Source organism: Nocardioides sp. R-C-SC26 (assembly GCF_021246465.1).
In the GTDB taxonomy this organism is placed as follows: Bacteria; Actinomycetota; Actinomycetes; order Propionibacteriales; family Nocardioidaceae; genus Nocardioides.
Genome location: NZ_JAHRHK010000001.1, coordinates 72,870 through 93,384 on the forward strand (window position 1 = coordinate 72,870; position 20,515 = coordinate 93,384).

Annotated in this window: 20 protein-coding genes; 9 read left to right on the forward strand and 11 right to left on the reverse strand. The window is 72.0% G+C overall.

Features of this window, described 5'->3' with window-relative positions; all coding sequences use genetic code 11:
* Nucleotides 1-32: 32 nt before the first annotated feature.
* The 4 genes from KSO97_RS00350 to pknB form a co-directional block, all read right to left on the reverse strand.
* Complete coding sequence (locus KSO97_RS00350) at nucleotides 33-962, reverse strand: discoidin domain-containing protein (RefSeq protein ID WP_232675792.1); 930 nt, start codon at nucleotides 960-962, stop codon at nucleotides 33-35.
* A 51-nt stretch (nucleotides 963-1,013) separates the two neighbouring features.
* Nucleotides 1,014-2,051, reverse strand: a complete 1,038-nt coding sequence (aroF, locus tag KSO97_RS00355; RefSeq protein ID WP_232675793.1) for a 3-deoxy-7-phosphoheptulonate synthase — start codon at nucleotides 2,049-2,051, stop codon at nucleotides 1,014-1,016.
* A 261-nt stretch (nucleotides 2,052-2,312) separates the two neighbouring features.
* Nucleotides 2,313-3,233: a deoxyribonuclease IV gene (locus KSO97_RS00360; protein WP_232675794.1), complete on the reverse strand. Its 921-nt coding sequence runs from the start codon at nucleotides 3,231-3,233 to the stop codon at nucleotides 2,313-2,315.
* A gap of 219 nt (nucleotides 3,234-3,452) precedes the next feature.
* On the reverse strand, nucleotides 3,453-5,528 hold the full coding sequence (gene pknB, locus KSO97_RS00365) for a Stk1 family PASTA domain-containing Ser/Thr kinase (RefSeq protein ID WP_232675795.1): 2,076 nt from the start codon (nucleotides 5,526-5,528) through the stop codon (nucleotides 3,453-3,455).
* Between the two features lie 200 nt (nucleotides 5,529-5,728).
* Between pknB and KSO97_RS00370 the strand changes: the two genes are divergently transcribed.
* Complete coding sequence (locus tag KSO97_RS00370; protein ID WP_232675796.1) at nucleotides 5,729-6,106, forward strand: Rv2175c family DNA-binding protein; 378 nt, start codon at nucleotides 5,729-5,731, stop codon at nucleotides 6,104-6,106.
* A gap of 25 nt (nucleotides 6,107-6,131) precedes the next feature.
* Here KSO97_RS00370 and KSO97_RS00375 read toward each other — a convergent pair whose 3' ends face one another.
* Entirely contained in the window at nucleotides 6,132-7,223 is a 1,092-nt protein-coding gene (locus tag KSO97_RS00375; RefSeq protein ID WP_232675797.1) for a polyprenyl synthetase family protein, read from the reverse strand.
* 31 nt (nucleotides 7,224-7,254) lie between these two features.
* On the opposite strand from KSO97_RS00375, the gene metF reads away from it, so the two are divergent.
* Nucleotides 7,255-8,148: a methylenetetrahydrofolate reductase [NAD(P)H] gene (gene metF, locus KSO97_RS00380; protein ID WP_232675798.1), complete on the forward strand. Its 894-nt coding sequence runs from the start codon at nucleotides 7,255-7,257 to the stop codon at nucleotides 8,146-8,148.
* A gap of 133 nt (nucleotides 8,149-8,281) precedes the next feature.
* Here the strand turns inward: metF and KSO97_RS00385 are convergent, their stop codons facing one another.
* The 3 genes from KSO97_RS00385 to KSO97_RS00395 all read right to left on the reverse strand — a co-directional run bounded on the left by KSO97_RS00385 (nucleotide 8,282) and on the right by KSO97_RS00395 (nucleotide 10,756).
* On the reverse strand, nucleotides 8,282-9,646 hold the full coding sequence (locus KSO97_RS00385) for an NAD(P)/FAD-dependent oxidoreductase (protein WP_232675799.1): 1,365 nt from the start codon (nucleotides 9,644-9,646) through the stop codon (nucleotides 8,282-8,284).
* Between the two features lie 200 nt (nucleotides 9,647-9,846).
* The gene (locus tag KSO97_RS00390) at nucleotides 9,847-10,218 is read right to left on the reverse strand and encodes an ArsC/Spx/MgsR family protein (RefSeq protein WP_232675800.1); all 372 of its coding nucleotides are present in this window, start codon (nucleotides 10,216-10,218) and stop codon (nucleotides 9,847-9,849) included.
* 40 nt (nucleotides 10,219-10,258) lie between these two features.
* A complete protein-coding gene (locus tag KSO97_RS00395; RefSeq protein ID WP_232675801.1) occupies nucleotides 10,259-10,756 on the reverse strand; it encodes a YbaK/EbsC family protein in 498 nt (165 codons plus the stop codon).
* Between the two features lie 94 nt (nucleotides 10,757-10,850).
* On the opposite strand from KSO97_RS00395, the gene KSO97_RS00400 reads away from it, so the two are divergent.
* The 3 genes from KSO97_RS00400 to KSO97_RS00410 all read left to right on the forward strand — a co-directional run bounded on the left by KSO97_RS00400 (nucleotide 10,851) and on the right by KSO97_RS00410 (nucleotide 12,609).
* Entirely contained in the window at nucleotides 10,851-11,315 is a 465-nt protein-coding gene (locus tag KSO97_RS00400; RefSeq protein WP_232675802.1) for a hypothetical protein, read from the forward strand.
* A gap of 4 nt (nucleotides 11,316-11,319) precedes the next feature.
* Nucleotides 11,320-12,042, forward strand: a complete 723-nt coding sequence (locus tag KSO97_RS00405) for a methyltransferase (RefSeq protein ID WP_232675803.1) — start codon at nucleotides 11,320-11,322, stop codon at nucleotides 12,040-12,042.
* A gap of 129 nt (nucleotides 12,043-12,171) precedes the next feature.
* On the forward strand, nucleotides 12,172-12,609 hold the full coding sequence (locus tag KSO97_RS00410) for a DUF3040 domain-containing protein (RefSeq protein WP_232675804.1): 438 nt from the start codon (nucleotides 12,172-12,174) through the stop codon (nucleotides 12,607-12,609).
* Nucleotides 12,610-12,797: 188 nt separating this feature from the next.
* Here the strand turns inward: KSO97_RS00410 and KSO97_RS00415 are convergent, their stop codons facing one another.
* The 3 genes from KSO97_RS00415 to KSO97_RS00425 are packed head-to-tail and all read right to left on the reverse strand — an operon-like array spanning nucleotide 12,798 to nucleotide 17,468.
* Nucleotides 12,798-15,086 carry a DUF3488 and transglutaminase-like domain-containing protein gene (locus KSO97_RS00415; RefSeq protein WP_232676098.1) on the reverse strand — a complete coding sequence of 763 codons (2,289 nt, stop codon included), beginning with the start codon at nucleotides 15,084-15,086 and terminating at the stop codon, nucleotides 12,798-12,800.
* A complete protein-coding gene (locus tag KSO97_RS00420) occupies nucleotides 15,086-16,438 on the reverse strand; it encodes a DUF58 domain-containing protein (RefSeq protein ID WP_232675805.1) in 1,353 nt (450 codons plus the stop codon). Before KSO97_RS00420 ends, KSO97_RS00415 begins: the two co-directional genes overlap by 1 nt.
* Entirely contained in the window at nucleotides 16,431-17,468 is a 1,038-nt protein-coding gene (locus tag KSO97_RS00425) for a MoxR family ATPase (RefSeq protein WP_308188240.1), read from the reverse strand. Before KSO97_RS00425 ends, KSO97_RS00420 begins: the two co-directional genes overlap by 8 nt.
* Nucleotides 17,469-17,831: 363 nt before the next feature.
* Between KSO97_RS00425 and mraZ the strand changes: the two genes are divergently transcribed.
* The 4 genes from mraZ to KSO97_RS00445 all read left to right on the forward strand — a co-directional run bounded on the left by mraZ (nucleotide 17,832) and on the right by KSO97_RS00445 (nucleotide 20,310).
* Entirely contained in the window at nucleotides 17,832-18,269 is a 438-nt protein-coding gene (gene mraZ / locus KSO97_RS00430) for a division/cell wall cluster transcriptional repressor MraZ (protein WP_232675806.1), read from the forward strand.
* Between the two features lie 257 nt (nucleotides 18,270-18,526).
* The gene (locus KSO97_RS00435) at nucleotides 18,527-18,709 is read left to right on the forward strand and encodes a hypothetical protein (RefSeq protein ID WP_232675807.1); all 183 of its coding nucleotides are present in this window, start codon (nucleotides 18,527-18,529) and stop codon (nucleotides 18,707-18,709) included.
* Nucleotides 18,710-18,727: 18 nt separating this feature from the next.
* Nucleotides 18,728-19,711: a 16S rRNA (cytosine(1402)-N(4))-methyltransferase RsmH gene (rsmH, locus tag KSO97_RS00440; RefSeq protein WP_232675808.1), complete on the forward strand. Its 984-nt coding sequence runs from the start codon at nucleotides 18,728-18,730 to the stop codon at nucleotides 19,709-19,711.
* The gene (locus KSO97_RS00445) at nucleotides 19,711-20,310 is read left to right on the forward strand and encodes a hypothetical protein (protein WP_232675809.1); all 600 of its coding nucleotides are present in this window, start codon (nucleotides 19,711-19,713) and stop codon (nucleotides 20,308-20,310) included. Before rsmH ends, KSO97_RS00445 begins: the two co-directional genes overlap by 1 nt.
* The last annotated feature ends 205 nt before the right edge of the window (nucleotides 20,311-20,515 follow it).

Here is a 20,515-nt window from a genome sequence, read left to right on the forward strand (position 1 = left end):
ACCCGGCGTCGAGGACGTCGCGCGTCCACTCGTCAGGCGGGCGTGCCGCCGATGGCCAGGTCGCTGATGGCGGTGAAGTCGCGGCCCGATGGCGGCGGCCCCGGCTTGCTGACGGACACCAGGCGCAGGGTGATCGTGCCGGTCAGGACGTCGTCGACCGAGACGGCCTGCAGCTTGCGGGTCTTGCGCAGGCGTTGCTCGACCACGGTGCCGTCGTCGAAGACCCACTCGACCAGGCGGACCCGACGGTTGGCCTTGTAGCCGTTGTAGCCCTGCTCCTTCTTGGCGTACCCGTTGATCAGACCCACGCCGGAGACCACGGTGCGCTCGGCGAGCACGATGACGATCTCGGAGTCCGTGCCGTCGCCGGGCATGCGCCAGGCGGTGTCGCGGTCGCCGTCGAGGAGGTTCTCGGCGACGTAGGTGGTCTGGGCGCCGTCGACATCGCGGCTCGGTGGAGCGGTGGCCGGCACGACGGCGCTCGCATCGGCGGTGACGTCGATGACGTCGCCGTCGCCGAAGATCGGGGCGGACGACTCGTCCGAGGTCGCGCCGCTGTTCGGCGTCTCGGACGCGCGGGGATCGCGATCGCCATCATCGTCACGGACGATCAACACGACCAAGGCGATGACGAGCAGGACTCCGAGGAGCCCCACCATCCACGGCAGGACGCCACGGGTGCGCCCAGCCGGGGTCCACACGTCCGTCGACGGCCTCTCACCCTCGGCGTAGAGCGGGTAGCGCGGCGGGACGGGCGTCTCGTAGGTAGCAGGGGGTCGGTCGGTGATGACGGGCAACCGCGTGCTGGTCGCCACCCAGTCGTCGTCCGCCGGCACCGGCTGCCCGACGGGATGTCCGCAATTGGTGCAGAACCTGCCGACGCCGAGGACGCGACCGCAGCGCGCGCAGTGCTGCTCCACGTCGTCCTCCGGTGGGTTCGTCAGGCAGGCCCGTCGGGGCACACTGTAGAGCGTCGGATCCGACAGCGTGCCCCGACGAGAGCCGAGCGGGGGTCAGCCCCGGCGCAGGTCGACGCTGGCCTGGCCACGGCCGACGGCTGCCGGCAGGGTGCGCACGGCTTGGGCGAGCTCACGCAGTTCCTGGCCGAGCAGGGCCTGGGGACCGTCGCAGAGGGCCTTCTCCGGTTCCGGGTGGACGTCGACGATGATGCCGTCGGCACCGACGGCGATCGCCGCGCGCGAGAGCGGCACCACGAGGTCCTTGCGACCCGCCGCGTGCGAGGGGTCCACGATGATCGGCAGGTGCGAGGCAGCCTGCACGACCGGCACGGCCGAGATGTCGAGCGTGTTGCGGGTGGCAGGTTCGAAGGTCCGGATCCCGCGCTCGCACAGCACGACGTCGAGATTGCCGCGCTGGGCGATGTACTCGGCCGCCATCAGCCACTCCTCGATGGTGGCCGTCATGCCACGTTTGAGCAGCACCGGCTTGCCGGCGTCCCCCGCAGCCTGCAGCAGGCCGAAGTTGGCCATGTTGCGCGTCCCGATCTGCAGCATGTCGGCGTGCTCGGCCACCACCGGGACGTCTCGGGCGTCGACGACCTCGGTGACCACGGGCAGGCCCGTCGCCTCGCGCACGCTGGCGAGGATCTCCAGACCCGCGACCCCCAGGCCCTGGAACGCGTAGGGCGAGGTGCGGGGCTTGTACGCACCGCCGCGCAGGATGGTCGCGCCGGCCGATTTCGCCATCAGCGCCGACTCCAGTGTCTGCTCGGGAGTCTCGACCGCGCAGGGCCCGGCCATGAAGGTGAACGTGTCGGGGCCGATCGGCACCCGGTTGCCAGCCTGGCCGACCCACACGGTCGACCGCTCGGCGTGGTGCTGGCGGCTGACGAGCTTGTAGGGCGAGGAGATGCGGTGCACGTCGGCGACGCCCTGCAGCGTGCGCAGGTTGAGGTGGTGGAAGGACTCGATGTCGCCCACCAGGCCGATGATGGTGCGGCTCAGGCCCTTGCTCACGAAGGCCTCACCGCCGACCGACTCGACGCGTTCGACGACGTGCGCGACGTCCTCGTCGGTGGCATCGGGGGACATGACGACGACCATGGGGTTCCTCGGTTCTGTGACGGGTGCGATGACTGGGATTGGACGAGCGGTGCTCCGAAGACCCCAGGCATGCGAAACGCCCCGGGATCTGCCGGGGCGTTGGGTGCGGGCGCGCTCTAGAACCTCATGAGACGTGCCCCGCACGGGTGATCCCGGCGGGGTGTCCAAACAGATAGGTGCGCGTCACGTGGACGACTCTAGCCGCCACGTCCAGGCGAGCGGATCGCGGGTACGCGAGGTGAGACGACATCACGCCTGCTCGCGGAGGGTGCGCAGGAGCGCGAGGTCCGGGTCGCCGGCGTCGCGCGACCCGGGCGTCTCCAGGATGAACGGGACTCCGGCGGTCGCGGGGTGTGCGAACAGCTCTCCGAATGCTCCGGCGCCGATGTGACCCTGGCCGATCTTCTGGTGGCGGTCGCGGAGCGCACCCCGCACGTCCATCGAGTCGTTGGCGTGGATCAGCCGGAGACGTCCTCCCTCGGGGGCCGTTGCGCCGTCGATCTCGACGATGCGGTCGATCGCCGCGGTCGCCCCGCCGGGTTCGTCCAGCGGCTCGCCCGCTGCGAACACATGGCAGGTGTCGAGGCAGATTCCCGCGCGGGGGTGGAAGTCGACGGCCGCGAGATACGGCTGCAGGTCCTCGATGCCCGCGCACAGCGAGCGCCCCTGCCCGGCGGTCGGCTCGAGGAGCAGCCACGGTGCGTCGTCGCCGTCCAGGGTCTCGAGCACGGGGAGCAGTGCTTCGCGCACCTGCGCGAGCGCTGCGCCGTGCCGACGGGCTGCCTCCTCCTCGTCGGAGGCGGACGCGACGTAGGAACCGGTGTGCACCACGACGCCCTCGGCGCCGATCTCGACGGCGCGCCGCAGGTTGTGCGCGACCAGAGCGGCTGAGTTGGCGAACGTCGTCGGGGTCGGCGAGCCGAGGTTGACCAGGTAGGGCGTGTGGATGAAGACCCGGAGGCCGCGTTCGCCGACGGCGTCGCGGAACCGCGCGTCCTCACGTGGATCGCCGGCACTCAGCGCCCAGCCGCGAGGATTGCCGACGAAGATCTGGAACGCCTCGCACCCCAGCGCCTCCGCCGAGGCCAGCGCGCCCTTGACCAGCCCACCGCCCATCAGCACGTGGGTCCCGAGCGGGTTGCGGGCGATGAGGTTCGATGCGGCGTCCACAGTGCGCCGACGCTATCGCCGCACCGCCGTGGCCGATCGCGCAGCCTGGATCCGGGCTCAGCCTGGATCCATCGATTCGTGCCTGCTGCGCGACATCATCCGGGCGCGTTTGCGGCGTTGCCCACGCTCGATGGTGCCACCAGACCGCCGTCGCGCGGGCGCCTTGCCACCACACCCGCCTGGTGCCGCTCGCCACGCCGACAACCGGTGGAACCAGGCTCAAGCCACGTAGATCGTGATGGTGCTGCCCTTGGGCACCGCGTTGCCCGAGCTCGGGTTGGTGCTCGAGACCCGGTTGAAGCCGAAGTAGAAGTCGGCCTGCTCCACCCGCACGTCGAAGCCGGCGCTCCGCAGCGTCGCCTCCGCGTCCCCGGCCGACATCCCGAAGACGCTGGGAACCTCCACGAGCTCGGGCCCCTTCGAGACCCGGACGTGCACCTCCTGGCCGCGGAACAGGGTGCCCTGGCTCGGCTGCTGGCTGATCACCGCGCCGGCGGGGAGGGTGTCGTGGAAGTCCTCTCCGTCGACGACGAGCACCAGCTTGCGACGTTCGAGCACCGTGCGCATCCGGTCGACCTGCTTGCCGATCCACTCCCCGACGGGGATCGGACGGCGTCCCTTGCTGACGACCAGGTCGACGACGTCGCCGGGCTTCAGCTCCGTGCCCGCCTTGGGCGTACTGGCGATGACCTGGCCCTCGGGAACTCCCTCGGAGAACCGCTGGCTGCTCTCGCCGAACTCGAGCTGGCGCTCGACCAGACGCTGCTGTGCGTCGTCCTCGCTGAGGCCCTTGGTCTTGGGCACCAGCAGCTTGCCCAGGGAGAGGGTGAGCGTGACGGTGTCGCCGGGCAGCACCCGGCTGCCGCCCTTCGGGTCGGACTCCACCACGGTGCCCTGCGGCACCGACTGGTCATAGACCGGGTCGGCGAATGCGACCACGAGGTCGGCGTCACCCAACGCGGACTCGGCCGCGGCCTGCTCCAGGCCCGTGACCTTCGGCGCGGTGATGTAGCGCGCGTAGCCGTACCAGTACGCACCGCCGCCGACCCCGACGGCGAGCAGCAGCGCGAGCAGGAGGATCAGCAGTCCCCGGCGCCGCCGTCGCGGCCGGCGCGGTTCGCGCCCGCGTCCCGCTGTCGGTGCGGGCTCCGGCGAGGACGGCGAGACGGGCTCGCCCGCTCGTTCGGGGATCGCGCGCGTCATCGGTCCGATCGTGCGGGTCGCGTGGCCGGAGGAGGCGTCGCTCCATACCCTCGACGGCTCCTCGCCGACGATCGGCGCTGTCCCGGTGCCGACCTCCGCCTCGGCCTCGGCCTCGGCGTCGATGTCGGTGGCGAGCGAGGCCAGGATCGGTGCCAGGTCCTGGGTGAGCTCGGGGTCGTCTCGGACGCCGTCGGCCAGCGCGTGGGAGACGCGGTGCAGTTGGTGCAGGAGCACGGCTGCGTCGGCGGGCCGGCGGCTGGGATCGCGGGCGGTGGCGCGCGCGACGAGCGCGTCGACGTACGGCGGGAGCTCGCGCACCCGCTCCGAGGGAGGGGGGACGTCGTGGTGGACGTGGCGGTAGGCGACCTGGATCGGGCTCTCGCCGGCGTGCGGCTTGACGCCCGTCAGGAGCTCGTAGAGCACCACGCCCACCGCGTAGACATCGGCGCGGGCGTCGGCACGCCCGTCGGTCACGAGCTCGGGCGCGAGGTAGGAGACGGTGCCGATCAGGACGCCTTGGGTGGCGGTGTGCTGGGTATCGGCGCTGACGGCCTTCGCCAGTCCGAAGTCGGCCACCTTGATCCGGCCGTCGTCGGCGATCAGCACGTTCTCGGGCTTGACGTCGCGATGGATCAGCCCCGCACGGTGTGCGGTGGCCAGCGCCGACACCACCGGTTCGAGGACGGCGAGCGCCCGCGCCGGTGTCATCGGGCTCTCCTTGCCGATCGTGTCGCGCAGGGTGTGGCCGGTGATCAGCTCCATCACCAGGTAGACGACTCCGTCGTCGTCGCCCTGGTCGTAGACCGCCACCACGTTCGGGTGGGAGAGCCGTGCGGCGGCCCGGGCCTCGCGGACGAACCTCTCGGCGAAGTCGCGGTCGGCGGCACCGTCGCCGAGCCCGGCGTGCATCACCTTCACCGCGACGGTGCGGTCCAGGCGAAGGTCGTGGGCCTCGTACACGCTGGCCATGCCGCCGCGGGCGATCCGGCTGTCGACGCGGTAGCGACGGTCGAGCACGCGCCCGAGCAGGGCGTCACCGCTCGCGGCAGGCCCAGAAGAGCCGCCGGAGCGGACGTGCGCGTCTTGCTCCACGTCGACCCTCCTGACCGGAGGGGGAAGGCTCCGGCGCCGTCATTCTACGAAATAGCGCTCTCGTGGGCGGGTCCTCCAGGTTCCGGCGCGTCGGCGAGCACCCGCGCGGTGCGGGGATCGCGCGACGCGGCCGCGATGGGCGCGGCACGAGGGTGCCCGCCGATGTGGCGACGGGCCGGGGGAGTTGGGACGATCAGCGCATGAACAACGAGCCGAGCCTCGCCGACGCCGACCTCGACGCGCTCGTGGACGAGTGGATCGACTGGGCCGAGGCAGGACGCCGTCTGGGCGGCGTGAGCGTCTCGAAGGTGCGCACGATGATCCGCGAGCATCACCTGGCGGCAGCTGTTCCGCGCCCCGGCGCCGGCCAGCAGGTGCCGGCGGCCTTCATCGTGGACGGCGAGCCGGTCAAGGGTCTGCCCGGTCTCTTGACGGTCCTGCACGACGCGGGCTACGACGATCGCGAGTGCATCGCCTGGATCCACCTCGACCAAGACCTGCCCGGGCGGGCCATCGACGCCCTCAGGGAGAACCGGGGCTCGGAGGTCAAGCGCCGCGCGCAGTCGCTCGGTTTCTGAGGCCCCCATGCCGCGGAGGCAGGGTTCAGAGCGACCTCTGCGTCGCTGCCGCCGCGAGGTCGCGCAGCACCGCCTGAGCGTGCGGGTCAGCGCCGGATCGGCCCAGTGCGTCGACCGCATGTTCGGCCAGCTCGGCGATCGTGGCCTCGACCGCAGCCCGTGCACCCGAGGCGTCGATGACGTCCCTCAGCCGATCGATCTCCGCCGGCGCGAGCTCGCGCCCCAGCGAGGCATCGAGCAGCTCGGCGTCCGCTGCGGGCGCCGTCGCGAGAGCGTGCGCGACGAGCACCGTGCGCTTGCCTTCGACCAGGTCGTCTCCCGCCGGCTTGCCGGTGACCTCCGGGTCGCCGAAGACACCGAGGAGATCGTCGCGCAGCTGGAAGGCCTCGCCCAGCGGTAGCCCGACGTCGGAGAGCGCGGCCAGCATGACCGCGTCCGCACCCGCAAGTGCCGCCCCGACGTGCAGCGGGCGCTCGATGGAGTACTTGGCGGACTTGTAGCGCAGCACGGTCATCGCGGTGTCGACATCGGCGCGACCGCGGGCCTGCACCGAGACGTCGAGGAACTGTCCTGCGATCACCTCGGTCCGGCACAGGTCGAAGACCTCCAGAGCAGGCCCGACACGGTCCCAGCCGAGCCCGCATCGACGGAGCAGCTCGTCGGCCCAGCCCTGGAGCAGATCGCCGACCAGGATCGCGGCGGCGGCGCCGTACTGGGTCGGATCGCCGCGCCAGGACAGGTCGCGATGCTCTGCCTCGAACGCGCGGTGGGTGGCCGGGCGGCCACGACGGGTGTCCGAGGCATCCATCAGATCGTCGTGGGCGAGGGCAGAGGCGTGCAGGAGCTCGAGCGAGGCGCACGCGCGCAGCAGAGCCGCCGGATCGATCGGCGCGGGCTCGACGGCCCGGTATCCCCAGTAGCAGAACGCCGCGCGAAACTTCTTGCCTCCCGCCACCGCCACCCGCGCCTCGGTGACGAGGCGGGCGGCGTCATCGCCGAGCGGCGAGAGCACACCGGCCTGGGCATCGAGGAAGCCGGTCAAGGTCTCGTCGAGGTCGCGACGGAACGTTGCGGCATCCCATCCACTCACGGTCCGAGGAGCGTCGCCGATGCCCACCACGGCAGCGTAGGCCCCTACTCTTCGGGCCATGGCAACGGGTCGTGGGCGCAGCATCGCCGAGCTCCTGAGCGTCGGCGAGCGCTCCATCTCCTTCGAGTTCTTCCCGCCGAAGGACGAGGCCGGCATCGACCAGCTCTGGCGAGCCATCAGCGACCTCGAGCCGTACCGGCCCACGTTCGTCTCCGTCACCTACGGCGCCGGCGGTGGCAGCCGGGACACCACCATCGCGATCACCGGGCGCATCGCCCAGGAGACCTCGATGACGCCCGTCGCGCACCTGACCTGCGTGGGTCACACCCGCGAGGAGCTCGAGGAGATCCTCGACTCCTACGTCGCCGCCGGCGTGCACCACCTGATGGCGCTACGCGGCGACCCGCAGGAGGGGCCGAACGCCCCGTGGACGCCGACGACCGGTGGTCTCGACTTCGCCGTCGAGCTGGTCGACCTGGCGCGCTCGCGCGGCGACTTCCGTATCGGGGTCGCGGCCTTCCCCGAGGGTCACCCGAGTGCCGCCTCGCTCGACGCCGACGCCGACGTCCTCGTCGCCAAGGCCCGCGCCGGCGCCGAGTTCGCCGTGACGCAGATGTTCTTCCGGGCGAGCGACTACGTCGACCTGGTGCAGCGCGTGCGCGACCGGGGCGTCGACATCCCGATCCTGCCGGGCATCATGCCGATCCTGAACGTGAAGGCGATCCAGCGCCAGGGCGAGCTGATCGGTGCCGGAGTGCCCGACGACGTCGTCGCGCGGATCACCGCGCATGCGGACCCGGCCGCGATGCGGGCCGAGGGCATCGCGATCTCCTCAGAGCTCTGCGAGGAACTGCTCGCCTCGGGTGCGCCGGGCCTGCACTTCTACACCTTGAACCGGTCCCGCGCGACGCTGGAGATCTTCGAGCGCCTGCGGATCACCGCCGGTGGCTGAGGAGGCCGACGCACCGGGCCGTCTCGAAACCGGGTGAGGTCCTCGACAGGCTCGATCACTGGTCGTGCAGGGCTTCGCTGCCGTCGCCGGCGCCCGGGCGCCTCGACCACCGTGCGGGCGTTGGCGCAGCCGGTCAGGCCGCTCCCACGGCCTCGGCAACCAGGGCGGCCGACATGCCGACCGACGCGATGCCTGCGCCCGGCGCGGCGTGCGCGCCGGCCGCGTAGACGCCGGTGATGGGCGTCCGCGGCCCGAGCTGACGGCGAAGCGTGCGGCGACCCTGCCAGAGGAGCCCGCAGGGAGAACCGTGCCACTCCCGCACGAGGTCGAGGGGCGAGAGGTCGACCCGGGTCACCACCTGATGGCGCACGTCGATCTTGGCCCGAGCCAAGACGTTGAGCATGTCCTCGCTCAGCGTGCCGCGCCCGTGCAGGGTCCAGCCGACGCCGCCCTCAGCAGAGATCTCCGGCCGCTGCGGCGCCGGCCGGATCGTCACCTCCGGGTTGCCGTGCACGACGGTCTCGCAGTCGATCGGCGGCACGTCGCCGGTCAGCCCGACATGAGCCACCACCGGGGGGAGCGCCGGCATCGTCTGCTCGACGTGCGGTGCCAGGGTCGGCAGCGTGCGTGGATCGACGGCGCAGACGACGACGTCCGCGGCGACCTCGCCCATCTCGGTGCGGACCGCCACGACGCGCGACTCGCGCACCACGATGTCCACGACGGGTGTCGACACGATCACCGTCACTCCGCGTTCGACCAGTCGCGCCTGCAGGAGGTCCAGCAGAGTCCGCATGCCGCCCGGCAGTTCCCAGATGCCGAAGGACTGCTCCCAGTAGACCGGGAGGCCGGCCCAGGCCGGGACGTTGCGCAGGTCGTGGCCCTGGGCCACGACGGGGTGGGCGGCCGCCATGAGCGGGCGGTCGTCGCGGAAGGCGCGGCGGAGGCGTTGGTGGAGCGTGTCGCGACTCTGGAGCAGCCGTGCGGCCTCGGACGGGAGCTCATCGTGCGGCGTCGCCTGCTCGAAGCGGTGGCGACGCAGCACGTCCCACTCGTCGGCGTAGGAGTCGACGTAGCTCTCCCACCGCCGGCCGAGGCCCTTGCCGAGCTCGTCGAAGGCGGCGGTCTGGTCCGACCTCCCTGTGGGGAGCCGGAGCACGGAGCGATCGGCGAACCGGTGTTCGCGCAACATCGGCAGCGGGCGCAGCCCCTGGTCCGTCGGAACCTGGCCGACGGAGTCCGGGTAATCCGCCCGTGCTCGCGCGAGCTCGTCCTCGAGCGGCCGGCCCGTCTTGCGGAACAGGTCGCGCACCACAGCAGGAAGCGTGGTCGTGGCCGGACCGCCGTCCCAGACATAGCCCTCGCGCTCGACGGGGCGCAGTGCGCCGCCCAGGGTCGGCCCCGCTTCCAGGAGGGTGACCCGGTGCCCGAGCTTGGCCAGCCGCAGACTGGCCGCGATGCCGCCCAGGCCGCCGCCGATGACCGCTACGTCCGCCATGGCGGAGCAGCCTAAGAGGTCGCACGGAGAGGGCAGATGCCGGCCTGGCGCCGCCCGCGCACGCACCTGAGCACCAACTCGGGCGTCGCCGTGCCTCTGGCAAGGCTCCCTCCTCGGCGGCACTCATGCACGCACCGGGACGACGCCCACCACGACAGCCCCTGTCCGTGCGACCTCTCACGGCGCGATCGCGGGCGGTCTCAGCCGGTGATGCGGTCCAGGGTCTCGGTGTCACGCACGACGAGGGCACCACCGTCGGGTGTCGTCACGATCGGGCGTTGGATGGCGCGAGGGTGCGCCGCGAGAGCCTCGATCCACGCGGCTCGGGCACCGACCTCGCGCGGCAGGTCGATGCCCGCCTCGTGGGCCTCCCGGGAGCGGGCGACCTCCCACGGCTCGAGGCCGAGTCGTCGGAGCATCTCGGTCAGTTCCTCCGCTGTCGGCGGGTGGTCGAGGTAGGCACGCACGACGACGTCGTGGCCCGCGGCGCGCAGGGCCGAGAGTGCCGCCCGGCTCTTCGAGCACGACGGGTTGTGCCAGATCTCCCAGGCTTCGGTTGCGTCGGTGGTCATCGGTGGTCCGTTCGTCCGGTGTCTGCTCGTCGGCGAGGTGCTACTCGACGTCGATGAGGGTCGCGCCCGTCATCTGGGCCAGCTCGTCGGCGGTCGTGGAGTACACGGCCGCCGGATGCCCGGCTGCGGCCCATACGACGTCGTGTCGCGCGAGCCAGCGGTCCAGGTAGGTGCGCAGGGGGCGAGGGTGAGCGATGGGGGAGACCCCGCCGATCACCTGGCCAGTGTGCTCGCGCACGAACGCAGCGGGAGCCCGATCGAGCGAGGGGACGCCGATGCTCGCGGCGACCTTGGCCGTGTCGACGCGATGCGCCCCCGAGGTCAGCACCAGCACCGGCTGAGGGCTCCCGTCGGCACCGGGGGCAGCGAACACCAGGCTGTTGGCGATCGCGCCCACCTCGCATCCCAGCGCTTGGGCTGCGAGCGCTGCGGTGTGCACCGCGTCGGGGAGCACCGCGATGCGACCCGTGCCGCCCAGACGCGCGTGCTCCGCACGGAAGTGGGCGACACCGGCGTGCTCGGAGGTCGGGGTGCTCATAGGCCCAAACTATCCGCACTACAGTGGCTGCCGTCGGGCCCGGCGTACCGGCCGGGCCGCGCCGAACCGGATCGTTCCCCACCTCGATCGCACCATGACTGGAGGGCCCATGCAGCCACCGATGACGGTCGTCCGGGCCGTCCAACTGGTCTGGGTCCTGGTGGTCGCGGCCGCGGTGATCACCATCGTCTCGGTGGTGTTCGACCACGATCTCGTCGCGACCTGGGGCGATCACGGTGTCTCGGCCGACGACACCCGGGTGCCGCCGACCTTCGCGCCGGTCGCGATCGTGCTCTTCGTCGTGGTCGCTGCCCTGATGCTCGTGCTGATGGCCCTCTTCCGCGACGGACACGACTGGGCGCGGCACTCCCTCGGCGCGGGCGTCGTGCTCGTGGTGATCGCGACGGTCTCGGTCGTGCGCACCGGGCCACCGACGTTGTTCGTGGTGCTCGCCCTGGTCACCATGGCGTTGGAGATCGCGTTGCTGGTGTGTCTCTACGCGCCGAGCACCAACGCGTTCTTCGCGCGTCGGGGCACGCGGGCCGATGTCGAGATCTGAGTCGATGAGCCAGGCCGTGCGACGTACGACGCCGCGCACCGCCGTCGTGTGGGACGCCCTGGCCCCGCTCGTGGGCGACGGCGAGACCGCCGCGCCACCACTCGACGTCGTGGACATCGGTGGCGGCACCGGAGTGTCGGCCGTGCGGCTCGCGGCCGCCGGCCACCGTGTGACGGTGGTGGACCCGAGCCCCGATGCGCTCGCGGCGCTCGCGCGCCGCGCCGAGGAGCACGGGGTGGAGGTGGAGGGGCGCCAAGGGGACCTGGTCGGTGTCGGCGAGCTCGTCGGCAGGGCCAGCGCGGACCTGGTGCTCTGCCACGGGGTCCTGGAGATGGTCGAGGATCCCAGCGCGGCGCTCGGCGTGCTGCGTGACGTCGTCCGGCCGGGCGGGCATCTGTCGTTGTTGGTCGCCCAACGCCCGGCAGCGGTGATCGCGCGTGCCGTGGCCGGGCACTTCGCGCAGGCTCTGGCCGCCCTCGATCCCAAGGCGCCAGCAGGTCGGACCGGGCGGCGTTTCAGCCACGCCGAGGTGGTGGAGCTGGCTCGCGCCGCAGGCTTCGTGATCGTCTCGGCGCACGGGGTGCGTGTCGTCGCGGACCTGGTCCCGGGGGCGTTGCTCGAGCTCGAACCCGGATCGACCGCGGCGCTGGTGGAACTGGAACGCGCGCTCGCCCCGCAGCCGGACTACCTGCCGCTCGCGACCCAGGTGCATCTCCTCGTGCGCTGAACCACTGGCCCGGGGTGCCTCGGGTGGGCCATCCCGGCTGCCCGGTGAGAGGATTTTGCGATCTCTCCTACCGTGGGGAGCGCACGCTGCCTAGACTGACGTCACGTCCTGATCGGTGGGAGGAAACCGGTGCCACTCTCTGAAGAGGAGTTGCGACTGCTCGAGCAGATGGAGCGCGCGCTCGTCGAGGAGGACCCGAAGTTCGCCTCCACCCTGCGCGGCACCTCGCTGCACACGAGCGCGCGCCGTCGGGTCGTCCTCGCCGGCACGGCGTTCGCGGCCGGGGTGACGCTCCTGATGACCGGCGCGATCGTGCAGATGCCCTACGTCGGCGTCGCGGGATTCGTCGTGATGTTGCTGGCCGCCACCATCGGCCTCGGCGCCTTCCGCACCCAGCGCACTGCCGGGCCCGACGCTGCTCGCCAGCAGCACCCTTCGGGTTTCACGGTGGTCGACGGCGGCCGAAGCGGTCGTACCCGCCGGCAGAGCCGACCGCGCTCCTCGGGCTCCTTCATGGAGCGCATGGAGGAGCGCTGGCGCCGTCGTCGCGAGTCCGGCGGCTTCTGAGAGACCGCGACGAGGGCGGATCTCGGCTGGCCGCCGCCCCCGCACCCCAGCTGAGCATCACGTCCGGCTCGTCGTGCCTCCGGCACGGCTCCCTCCTCGGCGGCACTCAGGCACGCACTGGCACGATGCCCACCACGACAGCCGCTGTCCGGGCGATCTCCCTGAGCCGACGCTACGTCGGCCGGTCCTCAGTCGTCTGCGCGGCGTCGGGCGAGCAGTGACCGGGGCAGCCAGATCGCGCGCCTCCGAGCCCCCGCCGTGGCGCTGTCGCTGAGTTCGTCGCTGATCACGGTGACGGCGTCGGCGACGGCGCGGACGTCGGCGGGGTGGGCATTCGCATAGCGGGCACGTTCCACCTCGGCGACCAGGGTGCCGAGCGCTGCCCGCGCCGGCGTCGAACCGTCCGGCAGCCACGTCGAGATCGTCCGCGCCGTCTCCCGCGGCGAGCGTTCGCGAGGCCAGGGGTGCCCCAGGTCCACGCAGGTGTCGGCCAACTCCTCCCACGCTGCGTCCGTGCCAGCGTGCAGCCGCGCTGCGCGACGGCGACGGCGGAACCCGCGCGGGGTGAGTGCTCCGACGACCAGCAACGCCGAGCCGAGCAGTGCAGCCAGCAGCGCCGGTGCCGGACCTGAGTCGCGGTCTTGGCCGCTACCGGCGGAATCCGCGGTCGATGGGACGGGGCGCGGCGACGCGCTCGGGGCGGGCGTGGGACGCTGCGGCGCGGGGGCCGGCGACGCGGACGGAGCCGCGGGGTCCGACGGGCTACCGATGGGCGTCGAGGTCCGGGTGTAGGACGGCACGAGTCGCGAAGGCACCCGACCCCGGTTGCCTCCCGGGGTGGGGTCGAACAGGACCCAGCCCGCGCCGGGGAAGTAGAGCTCGACCCAGGCATGGAGGTCGTGAGCGCTGTACTCCCACGTGTTGACGCCGATCCGCGTGGCGGCGAGGAAGCCGACTGCAACACGCGCGGGGATGTCGAGGGAGCGGGCCATCACCGCCATCGCCGCGGCGAATTGCTCGCAGTACCCGATGCGCCCCTCCTTGTCGTCGCGGAGGAAGGCCACGAGCTGATCGGTGCCGATCTGGAGGTTCGCGTCGATGGCCTCGTCGCTGTAGGTGAACCCGCCGTCGCTCCGGAACCAGCGCTGGAGCACGGCCGCGCGTTCGAAGTCGTCGCTCGCCGAGCCGGTGACCTCACGCGCGAGCTGGCGCACGTAGGGGTCGAGGGACGGTGGCAGCTGGGTCAGCTCCGCCGACGGCGCCGGTGTGCCTGCATCGCTGTCCTCGCTCCCGTCGGTCAGTCGTGCTCGGACGTCCTCGGCGTCGAACCGCACGCCGGTCATCACGTACCGCATCCCCGCGGTGTCGAGGTCGTCCTCACCGGCGATGAAGTCCATGGTCGTCTCGTCGAAGCGCCAGTCGCCGGGAGCTTCGATGCCGGAGATCGGGGCCTGGGTCGGAAGCCATCGCGACCTGAAGTCGTCGGTCACGGCGACGTCGTAGCGATACGACGTGCGGGCGATCGAGCTGTCGACGCCCGCCAGGGGCGGCATCTCGCCGTCGGGCAGATTGCTCCGCGGCACGCTGCGATCGCCCGAGCTCCACTCCTCGCCGTTGAACCGGGTGAGTGCGGAGATCCGCAGGTGATGGGGTTGCGGATCGTCGGTGACGATCCGCAGCAACGGCACGTCCTCGCCGCGGGAGAGGTCGCGGCGCAGATCGACCATCGGGTTGCGCAGCCGGATCTCCTCGCCACTACCGGTGCCTCGACCGACGTCGAAGACCTCCAGGTCGAGTGTGGGGATCGCCAGGGGTGCGACGACGGCGAGTGCGACCGCCCCGCTGGCGATGCCGAGCGTCGTCACACGGACGCTCTCGCTGAGACGCGCAGGCTCTTCCGGTCCCGCGAAGGTCCGTCCCCAACCGGCCAGCCGCTCCTGTTCGGCGAGGAACAGGAGGAGGAGGTAGCCGGCTGCGACTCCGAGGAAGACCCACCACGCGGGGGCGTCGTCGGTGAGGCCGACGGGCGCGCTGAGAGCCGCCAGGATGGGCAGCCCGGCCCAGGGTGCGCGCCGGCCGCTGCCGACGAGGAGGTCGGTCAGCACCACGACACCCCACCCGCAGACGATGAGAATCGGGTGGATGCCCACCCCGTCGCCGGAGGGCACCGGGGCGAGATAGGTCGCCGCATCGCTCCCCGCCCGGCGCATCTCCTCCCACAGCGCCGGACCCGGGACCGGACTCCCTGCGATGGCGACTCCGAGGGCACCGACGCCCACGACCAGCTGGACGAGCGCCGCGACGATCCACGGCGCGCGACGCCAGCGGAGCAGGGCGCCGACCACCGCTACGACGACGGCGAGAGCGAGGACCGAGGAGAGGTAGCGCCAGGACTCCCGGGTCAGCGGGGTCCAGGCGAACGTCGCGCACCAGGCGGTCAGCGCGGCGGCGAACGAGATGGCGGCCGGGAAGCGCATCACGACGTCCCGTGGAAGGCGGTCGCTGACGATACGGCAGCGGGGGGTGGGGAGCCGCCGGTCGCACCGGCGTGCCCCAACTGCTCCCAGACGGCGTCGAGACGCCCGCGCGGTGTCAACGCCGCGCCACGCCAGCCGGCCCGACGCACGAGCTGGAGGTTCGCCTGGCCCAGCCTCGGGACGGCGTGCTCGGCCTGGGTGTCCCAGGCGTCGACGTCGAGGACCACGGCGAGGGGAAGGCCGGCCGCCGCCCGCAGGCGGCGCAGTGCGGCCTGGTCGCGATCCTCCACGTGCCCCAGCACCGCGACGGTGACGCCGCCGGGCTCCCCGCCGCCGTCGAGACGGACGCCGATGTGGCCCGCCGGCGAGGTGTGAGCACCCGCGAGGGCCTCGAGCAACGTCGCGAGCGCCGACTCGTCCGTCGTCGAGGCGTGGCGTCGCAGGGCGATGCTCCCGCTCGTCGTGGTCAGGTGCACCTGGTACCCGCGTCGGCCGAGGTGGGCCGCGATCGACGCCGTCGCGGTGACGGCGGCTTCGAAGGAGCTGCCCAGCCCGAGACCGCGGTGCGCGATGAGCCGGTCGTCGAGCAGGATCGTGGCGTGTGCCTGCCAGGGTTGTTCCTCACGGCGCACCATCAATTCGCCCCACCGCGCCGAGCTGCGCCAGTGCACGCGTCGCAGGTCGTCGCCCTGGCGGTAGTCGCGCACCGTGACGTCTTCGGCGGAGCCGGAGGTGAACTCGCGCGGGCGCTGGTCGCCGGCGGAGGAGCGACCGCCTCCCAGGCCGATCGGCGGGAGGTCGGTGATCGGGGGCGTCACCGTCACGGTCGTGACGGAGGAGAAGGTCCGCATCAGCTCGACGAGGCCGAAGGCGTCGCTGACACGCACCCGCATCGGGCCGACCTCGAAGCGCCCGCGGACGTCGGACCGCACGGTGTAGGTGACCCGCCGCTGCCACCCGCGGCGCACGCCGTCGACGATGAAGCGCGGCCGGGTTCCCAGCGCGAACGGAACCTGTTCCTCCAGGAGGAGTACGCCGGTCGGTCGTCGCCCCTCGTTGGTGAGGGTGAGGGTGACCGTCGCCGGCTGGCCGGCTGAGACCAGGCGCGGCGTGACGGTTCGCGCGAGGGCGAGTCGGTAGCGGCCGCGCCCGATGACGAGCGCGGTCACGATCGGGAGCGCGGTCAGCAGCACACCGACCTGGGTGAGCGTGGTGTGACCCAGCACGATCGAGCACGTGGCGGCGGTGATGCCGGCCGCGATGAAGGCCCGCCCGCGCGTCGTCAGGCCCGCCGCCAGCCCGCGCGGCGCCGGCCGCCGTGTCGCGGCCTGCGCCGTGCCTCCCTCAGGCACGGTGGCGCGAGGTGGCCGGCGCCGACTGGTGGGACGCCACGTCGGGCACCGGGATCGTGGCCACCAGCGAGTCGAGCACCGAGGCGGCACCGCGCCCGCTGACCGTGGCCTCCACCCCGACGATGAGCCGGTGCTCGAGCACGGGACGGACCAGTTGCTGAATGTCGTCGGGGAGCACGAAATCGCGACCGTCGATCGCGGCCTTCGCCTTGGCCGCACGCAGGAGGTGCAGGGACGCGCGAGGGGAGGCGCCCAGCATCAGTTCGGGCGAGCGGCGGGTGGCGCCGACCAGGGCGACGACGTACTGCTGGACGGCGGGGGAGACGTGCACGGTCGAGACGATGTCGATCAACTTGCGGATCTCGGCCGCGTCCGTCACCGCCTCGAGTTCGTCGAGCGGCTCGGCGTCGGTGTGTGAGGCGAGCATCGCGATCTCTGCTGCCTCCACGGGGTAGCCGATCGAGACCCTGGCCATGAATCGATCGCGCTGCGCCTCGGGGAGGGAGTAGGTGCCCTCCATCTCCACCGGATTCTGGGTCGCGATCACCATGAACGGCGCGTCCAGGTGGTAGGTGGTCGCGTCGACGGTGACCTGACGCTCCTCCATGCACTCGAGCAGTGCCGACTGTGTCTTGGGCGATGCGCGGTTGATCTCGTCGCCGACGACGACGTTGGCGAAGATGCCGCCCGGCCGGAACTCGAACTCGCGGGTGACCTGGTTGAACACCGACACGCCGGTGACGTCGGAGGGCAACAGGTCCGGCGTGAACTGGATGCGGCGTACCGAGCAGTCGATGCTGCGCGCGAGCGACTTGCTGAGCATGGTCTTGCCCACGCCCGGGACGTCCTCGATGAGGAGGTGGCCCTCGGCGAGCAGGACGACCAACGCTGCCGTGACGACGTCCGGTTTGCCCTCGATGACGCGCTCGACGTTGGTGCGGATGCGTCCGACGACGCGCGTCAGCGTCTCCAGATCGGCGCTCGGCGCCGCCGTCGCGTCGAATCCGCCGATCGAGCCGTTTCCGTCCACGTGTCCACTCCCGCTGCCGCCGTGCCCTGTCGCCATTGGTTCCTACCCCTTCCCAACCTACGGGGTGACCCACGTGGAGGACGCACGGCGAGGCCGGCGTCGGGGATGGGACGCCGCGTGGAGCGGATCGGTTGCCGGTGGAGCGCTGGTGGAGGAACCGGGAGGTCGAGACGTGGTGGGTGTCGGTCAGCGGTCCGCCCATCGCGCACCACGGCGCCGTGCCGCGCTGGCGACCCGGGTGGAGCGCTGGTGGGGGAAAGGGAGCGGAGGTGGTTGACGGTGGGGGAAAGTGGCGTAGAGTGGTGGAAAGTGGAGCAAGAGGCCGGAGAGGTGGGGCTTCGTGGGTGAGGCGGGAGGTGCCCGATGCGGTTGCTCGGCACGTTCCGACCTCGACTCGACGAGAAGGGCCGCCTCTTCCTGCCCGCGAAGTTCCGAGAGCACCTGGCGGAAGGAGTGGTCGTGACCCAAGGACTCGACAACTGCCTCTTCGTCTGGCCGCCCGCGGTCTTCGACGCCGAAGCCGACAAGGCCGCGCAGCGGTCGATGTCCAGCAAGGCCGCCCGCGCCTACCAGCGCATGTTCTTCTCCGGCGGCGACGAGGTCATCCCCGACAAGCAGGGCCGCATCTCGATCTCGGCGTCCCTGCGTGAGTACGCCCGTCTGGAGAAGGACGTCGTCGTGATCGGCGTCCGCAACCGCCTGGAGATCTGGAACCCCCAGTCGTGGGAGGCCTACCAGGAGGCGGAACTGGAGAACTACGCCGACCTCGACGAGGACGAGCCCGCTCGGGCGCCGGCCTGATCGATCCGCACCACCGCATCACAAATCCATATGGGCACTCCGTAGGACGAGGTCTCTGGCCCGCTCCTACCCGCCGCGTTCTGGGGCACCTTCCCCGGTTCCAGACCCGGCACTTCCCTACCTGTACCCGGGAGCGGGCAAGGGACCTGGTTCTACGGAGAGTCCGGATTCAGCAGACCAGCACCAGAACTTCCCCGGCAGTGACCAGCCCCCTTGCGGGGCCGGCACGTCGTCCGCTTCCTTCCCCAGGGGTCGACATGAGCACCACACCGGTCGCGACGCACGCTGCCACTCCGCCCACCGCGTCCGCCCCGCCGCGCGCGCAGCTGCGCGTGCGTCATCAGGCTCGCGACGCGGCGGCCCTGATGGCCTTCTCGCTCGGGGTGTCCAGCGCGGTGGCGATCGGCCTGGTCGCGCTCGCCCACCTCGGCGGACGCTGAGCGGCGGGGCCGGTACCTGTGAGCAACCGCCCCCTCCACGACCCGGTGCTCCTCGACCGTGTCGTGGCGCTGTTGAGGCCCGCGTTGGAGCGTGAGGACGGCACCGACCGGGTGCTCGTGGACTGCACGCTCGGCCTCGGTGGTCACACCGAGGCCGTGCTGAGGCGATGCCCGTCCGCGCGCGTGATCGGCATCGACCGCGACCCTGCGGCCCTCGCGCTCGCCGGTGAGCGGCTGGCTTCGTTCGGGGAGCGCTTCACCGGCGTGCACGCCGTCTACGACGAGATCGCCGAGGTGCTCGACGATCTCGGTCTCGCCGAGGTCGACGGGGTCCTCTTCGACCTCGGGGTCTCCTCCATGCAGCTCGACGTCGCCGAGCGCGGCTTCGCCTACGCCGTCGACGCGCCGCTGGACATGCGGATGGACGGGTCCACGGGACCGACGGCGGCCGACGTCCTCAACGACTACGACGTCGCCGCGCTCGCGCGCGTCCTGCGCGAGTACGGCGAGGAGAAGTTCGCCGGGAAGATCGCCGCGGCCATCGTCCGGCGTCGTGCCGAAACGCCCTTCCGCACCTCGGCCGATCTCGTCGAGCTGCTCTACGCGGTGATCCCAGCACCCGCGCGGCGCACAGGCGGACATCCGGCCAAGCGGACCTTCCAGGCCCTGCGGATCGAGGTCAACGACGAGATGGCCGTGCTGCGCCGCGCGATGCCGGCGGCCATCGATGCGATCTCGGTCGGCGGCCGCGTGGTCGTGGAGTCCTACCACTCCCTGGAGGACCGCATCGTCAAGCGCGCGTTCACCGAGGTCACCCGCAGCCGGGTCCCCGACGACCTGCCGTTCGTGCCGGAGGGGAGCGAGCCCCCGCTTCGCCTGATCACCCGCGGCGCGGAGCAGGCCGACGAGGTCGAGATCGCTGCCAACCCCCGAGCCGCCTCGGTGCGTCTGCGCGCCGTCGAACGCGTCCACCGGTCCGTCCCACGTCGAGGAGTCGCCTGATGAGCAGTGCGCCGCAGCGCCGGACCGCGTTCTCGCGGGTGGTTCCCCTGGCAGACGAGGCGATGGCGCGCGCCCGCCTCAGCGTCGTGCCGCGGACGCGTCCGCGGGCGCATCGCGTCCCGTTCGTGACCTTGGTGAGCGTGATCCTCCTCGGCGGTGTGATCGGTCTCCTCCTCTTCAACACCTCGATGCAGCAAGCAGCCATCACCGCATCGAGGTTGGAGGAGCAGGCCCAGACCCTCTCGGCACGCCAGCAGGGCCTGTCGATGGAGCTGGACCAGATGAGTTCCGCGCAGAACCTGGCGCTCAAGGCATGCGGACTCGGCATGGTGGGGGCGTCCAGCGCGGCGTTCCTCGACCTCGATACCGGACAGGTGCGCGGGGAGCCCGTCGCCGCCGTCGCGGGGCCGTGCGGCGTCGCGGCTCCGGCGCCCCAGCCGCCGGCGCCGCGGGTGGAGACGATCCCGCCGCCGAGCCGGTCGGGAGGTGCCGCGTCGACGGGCCGGGACCAGGGCGAGCGCCTAGGAGATCGCGGCACCGATCCTCGCCGGAACCGCTCCGGCGCGCCGTCCGACGGTGGCGGGGGCGGACGTCGATAGTGGTGCGACCACGCCACGCCACGCCGCCGACGCACGCCATGCGACGGCTCGCTGCCTCCCCTGGTCGGCCCCGGCTCGACCAGCAACCGACCGATCGACCGTCACGACCACACTGAGGAGGAGCCGGTGCCCGCAGCCGGAGCTCGTGAGCCCGGGGCCTCGCGTGATCGTCTTCGACGATCGCCCGGTCCCCGAACACCTGGCG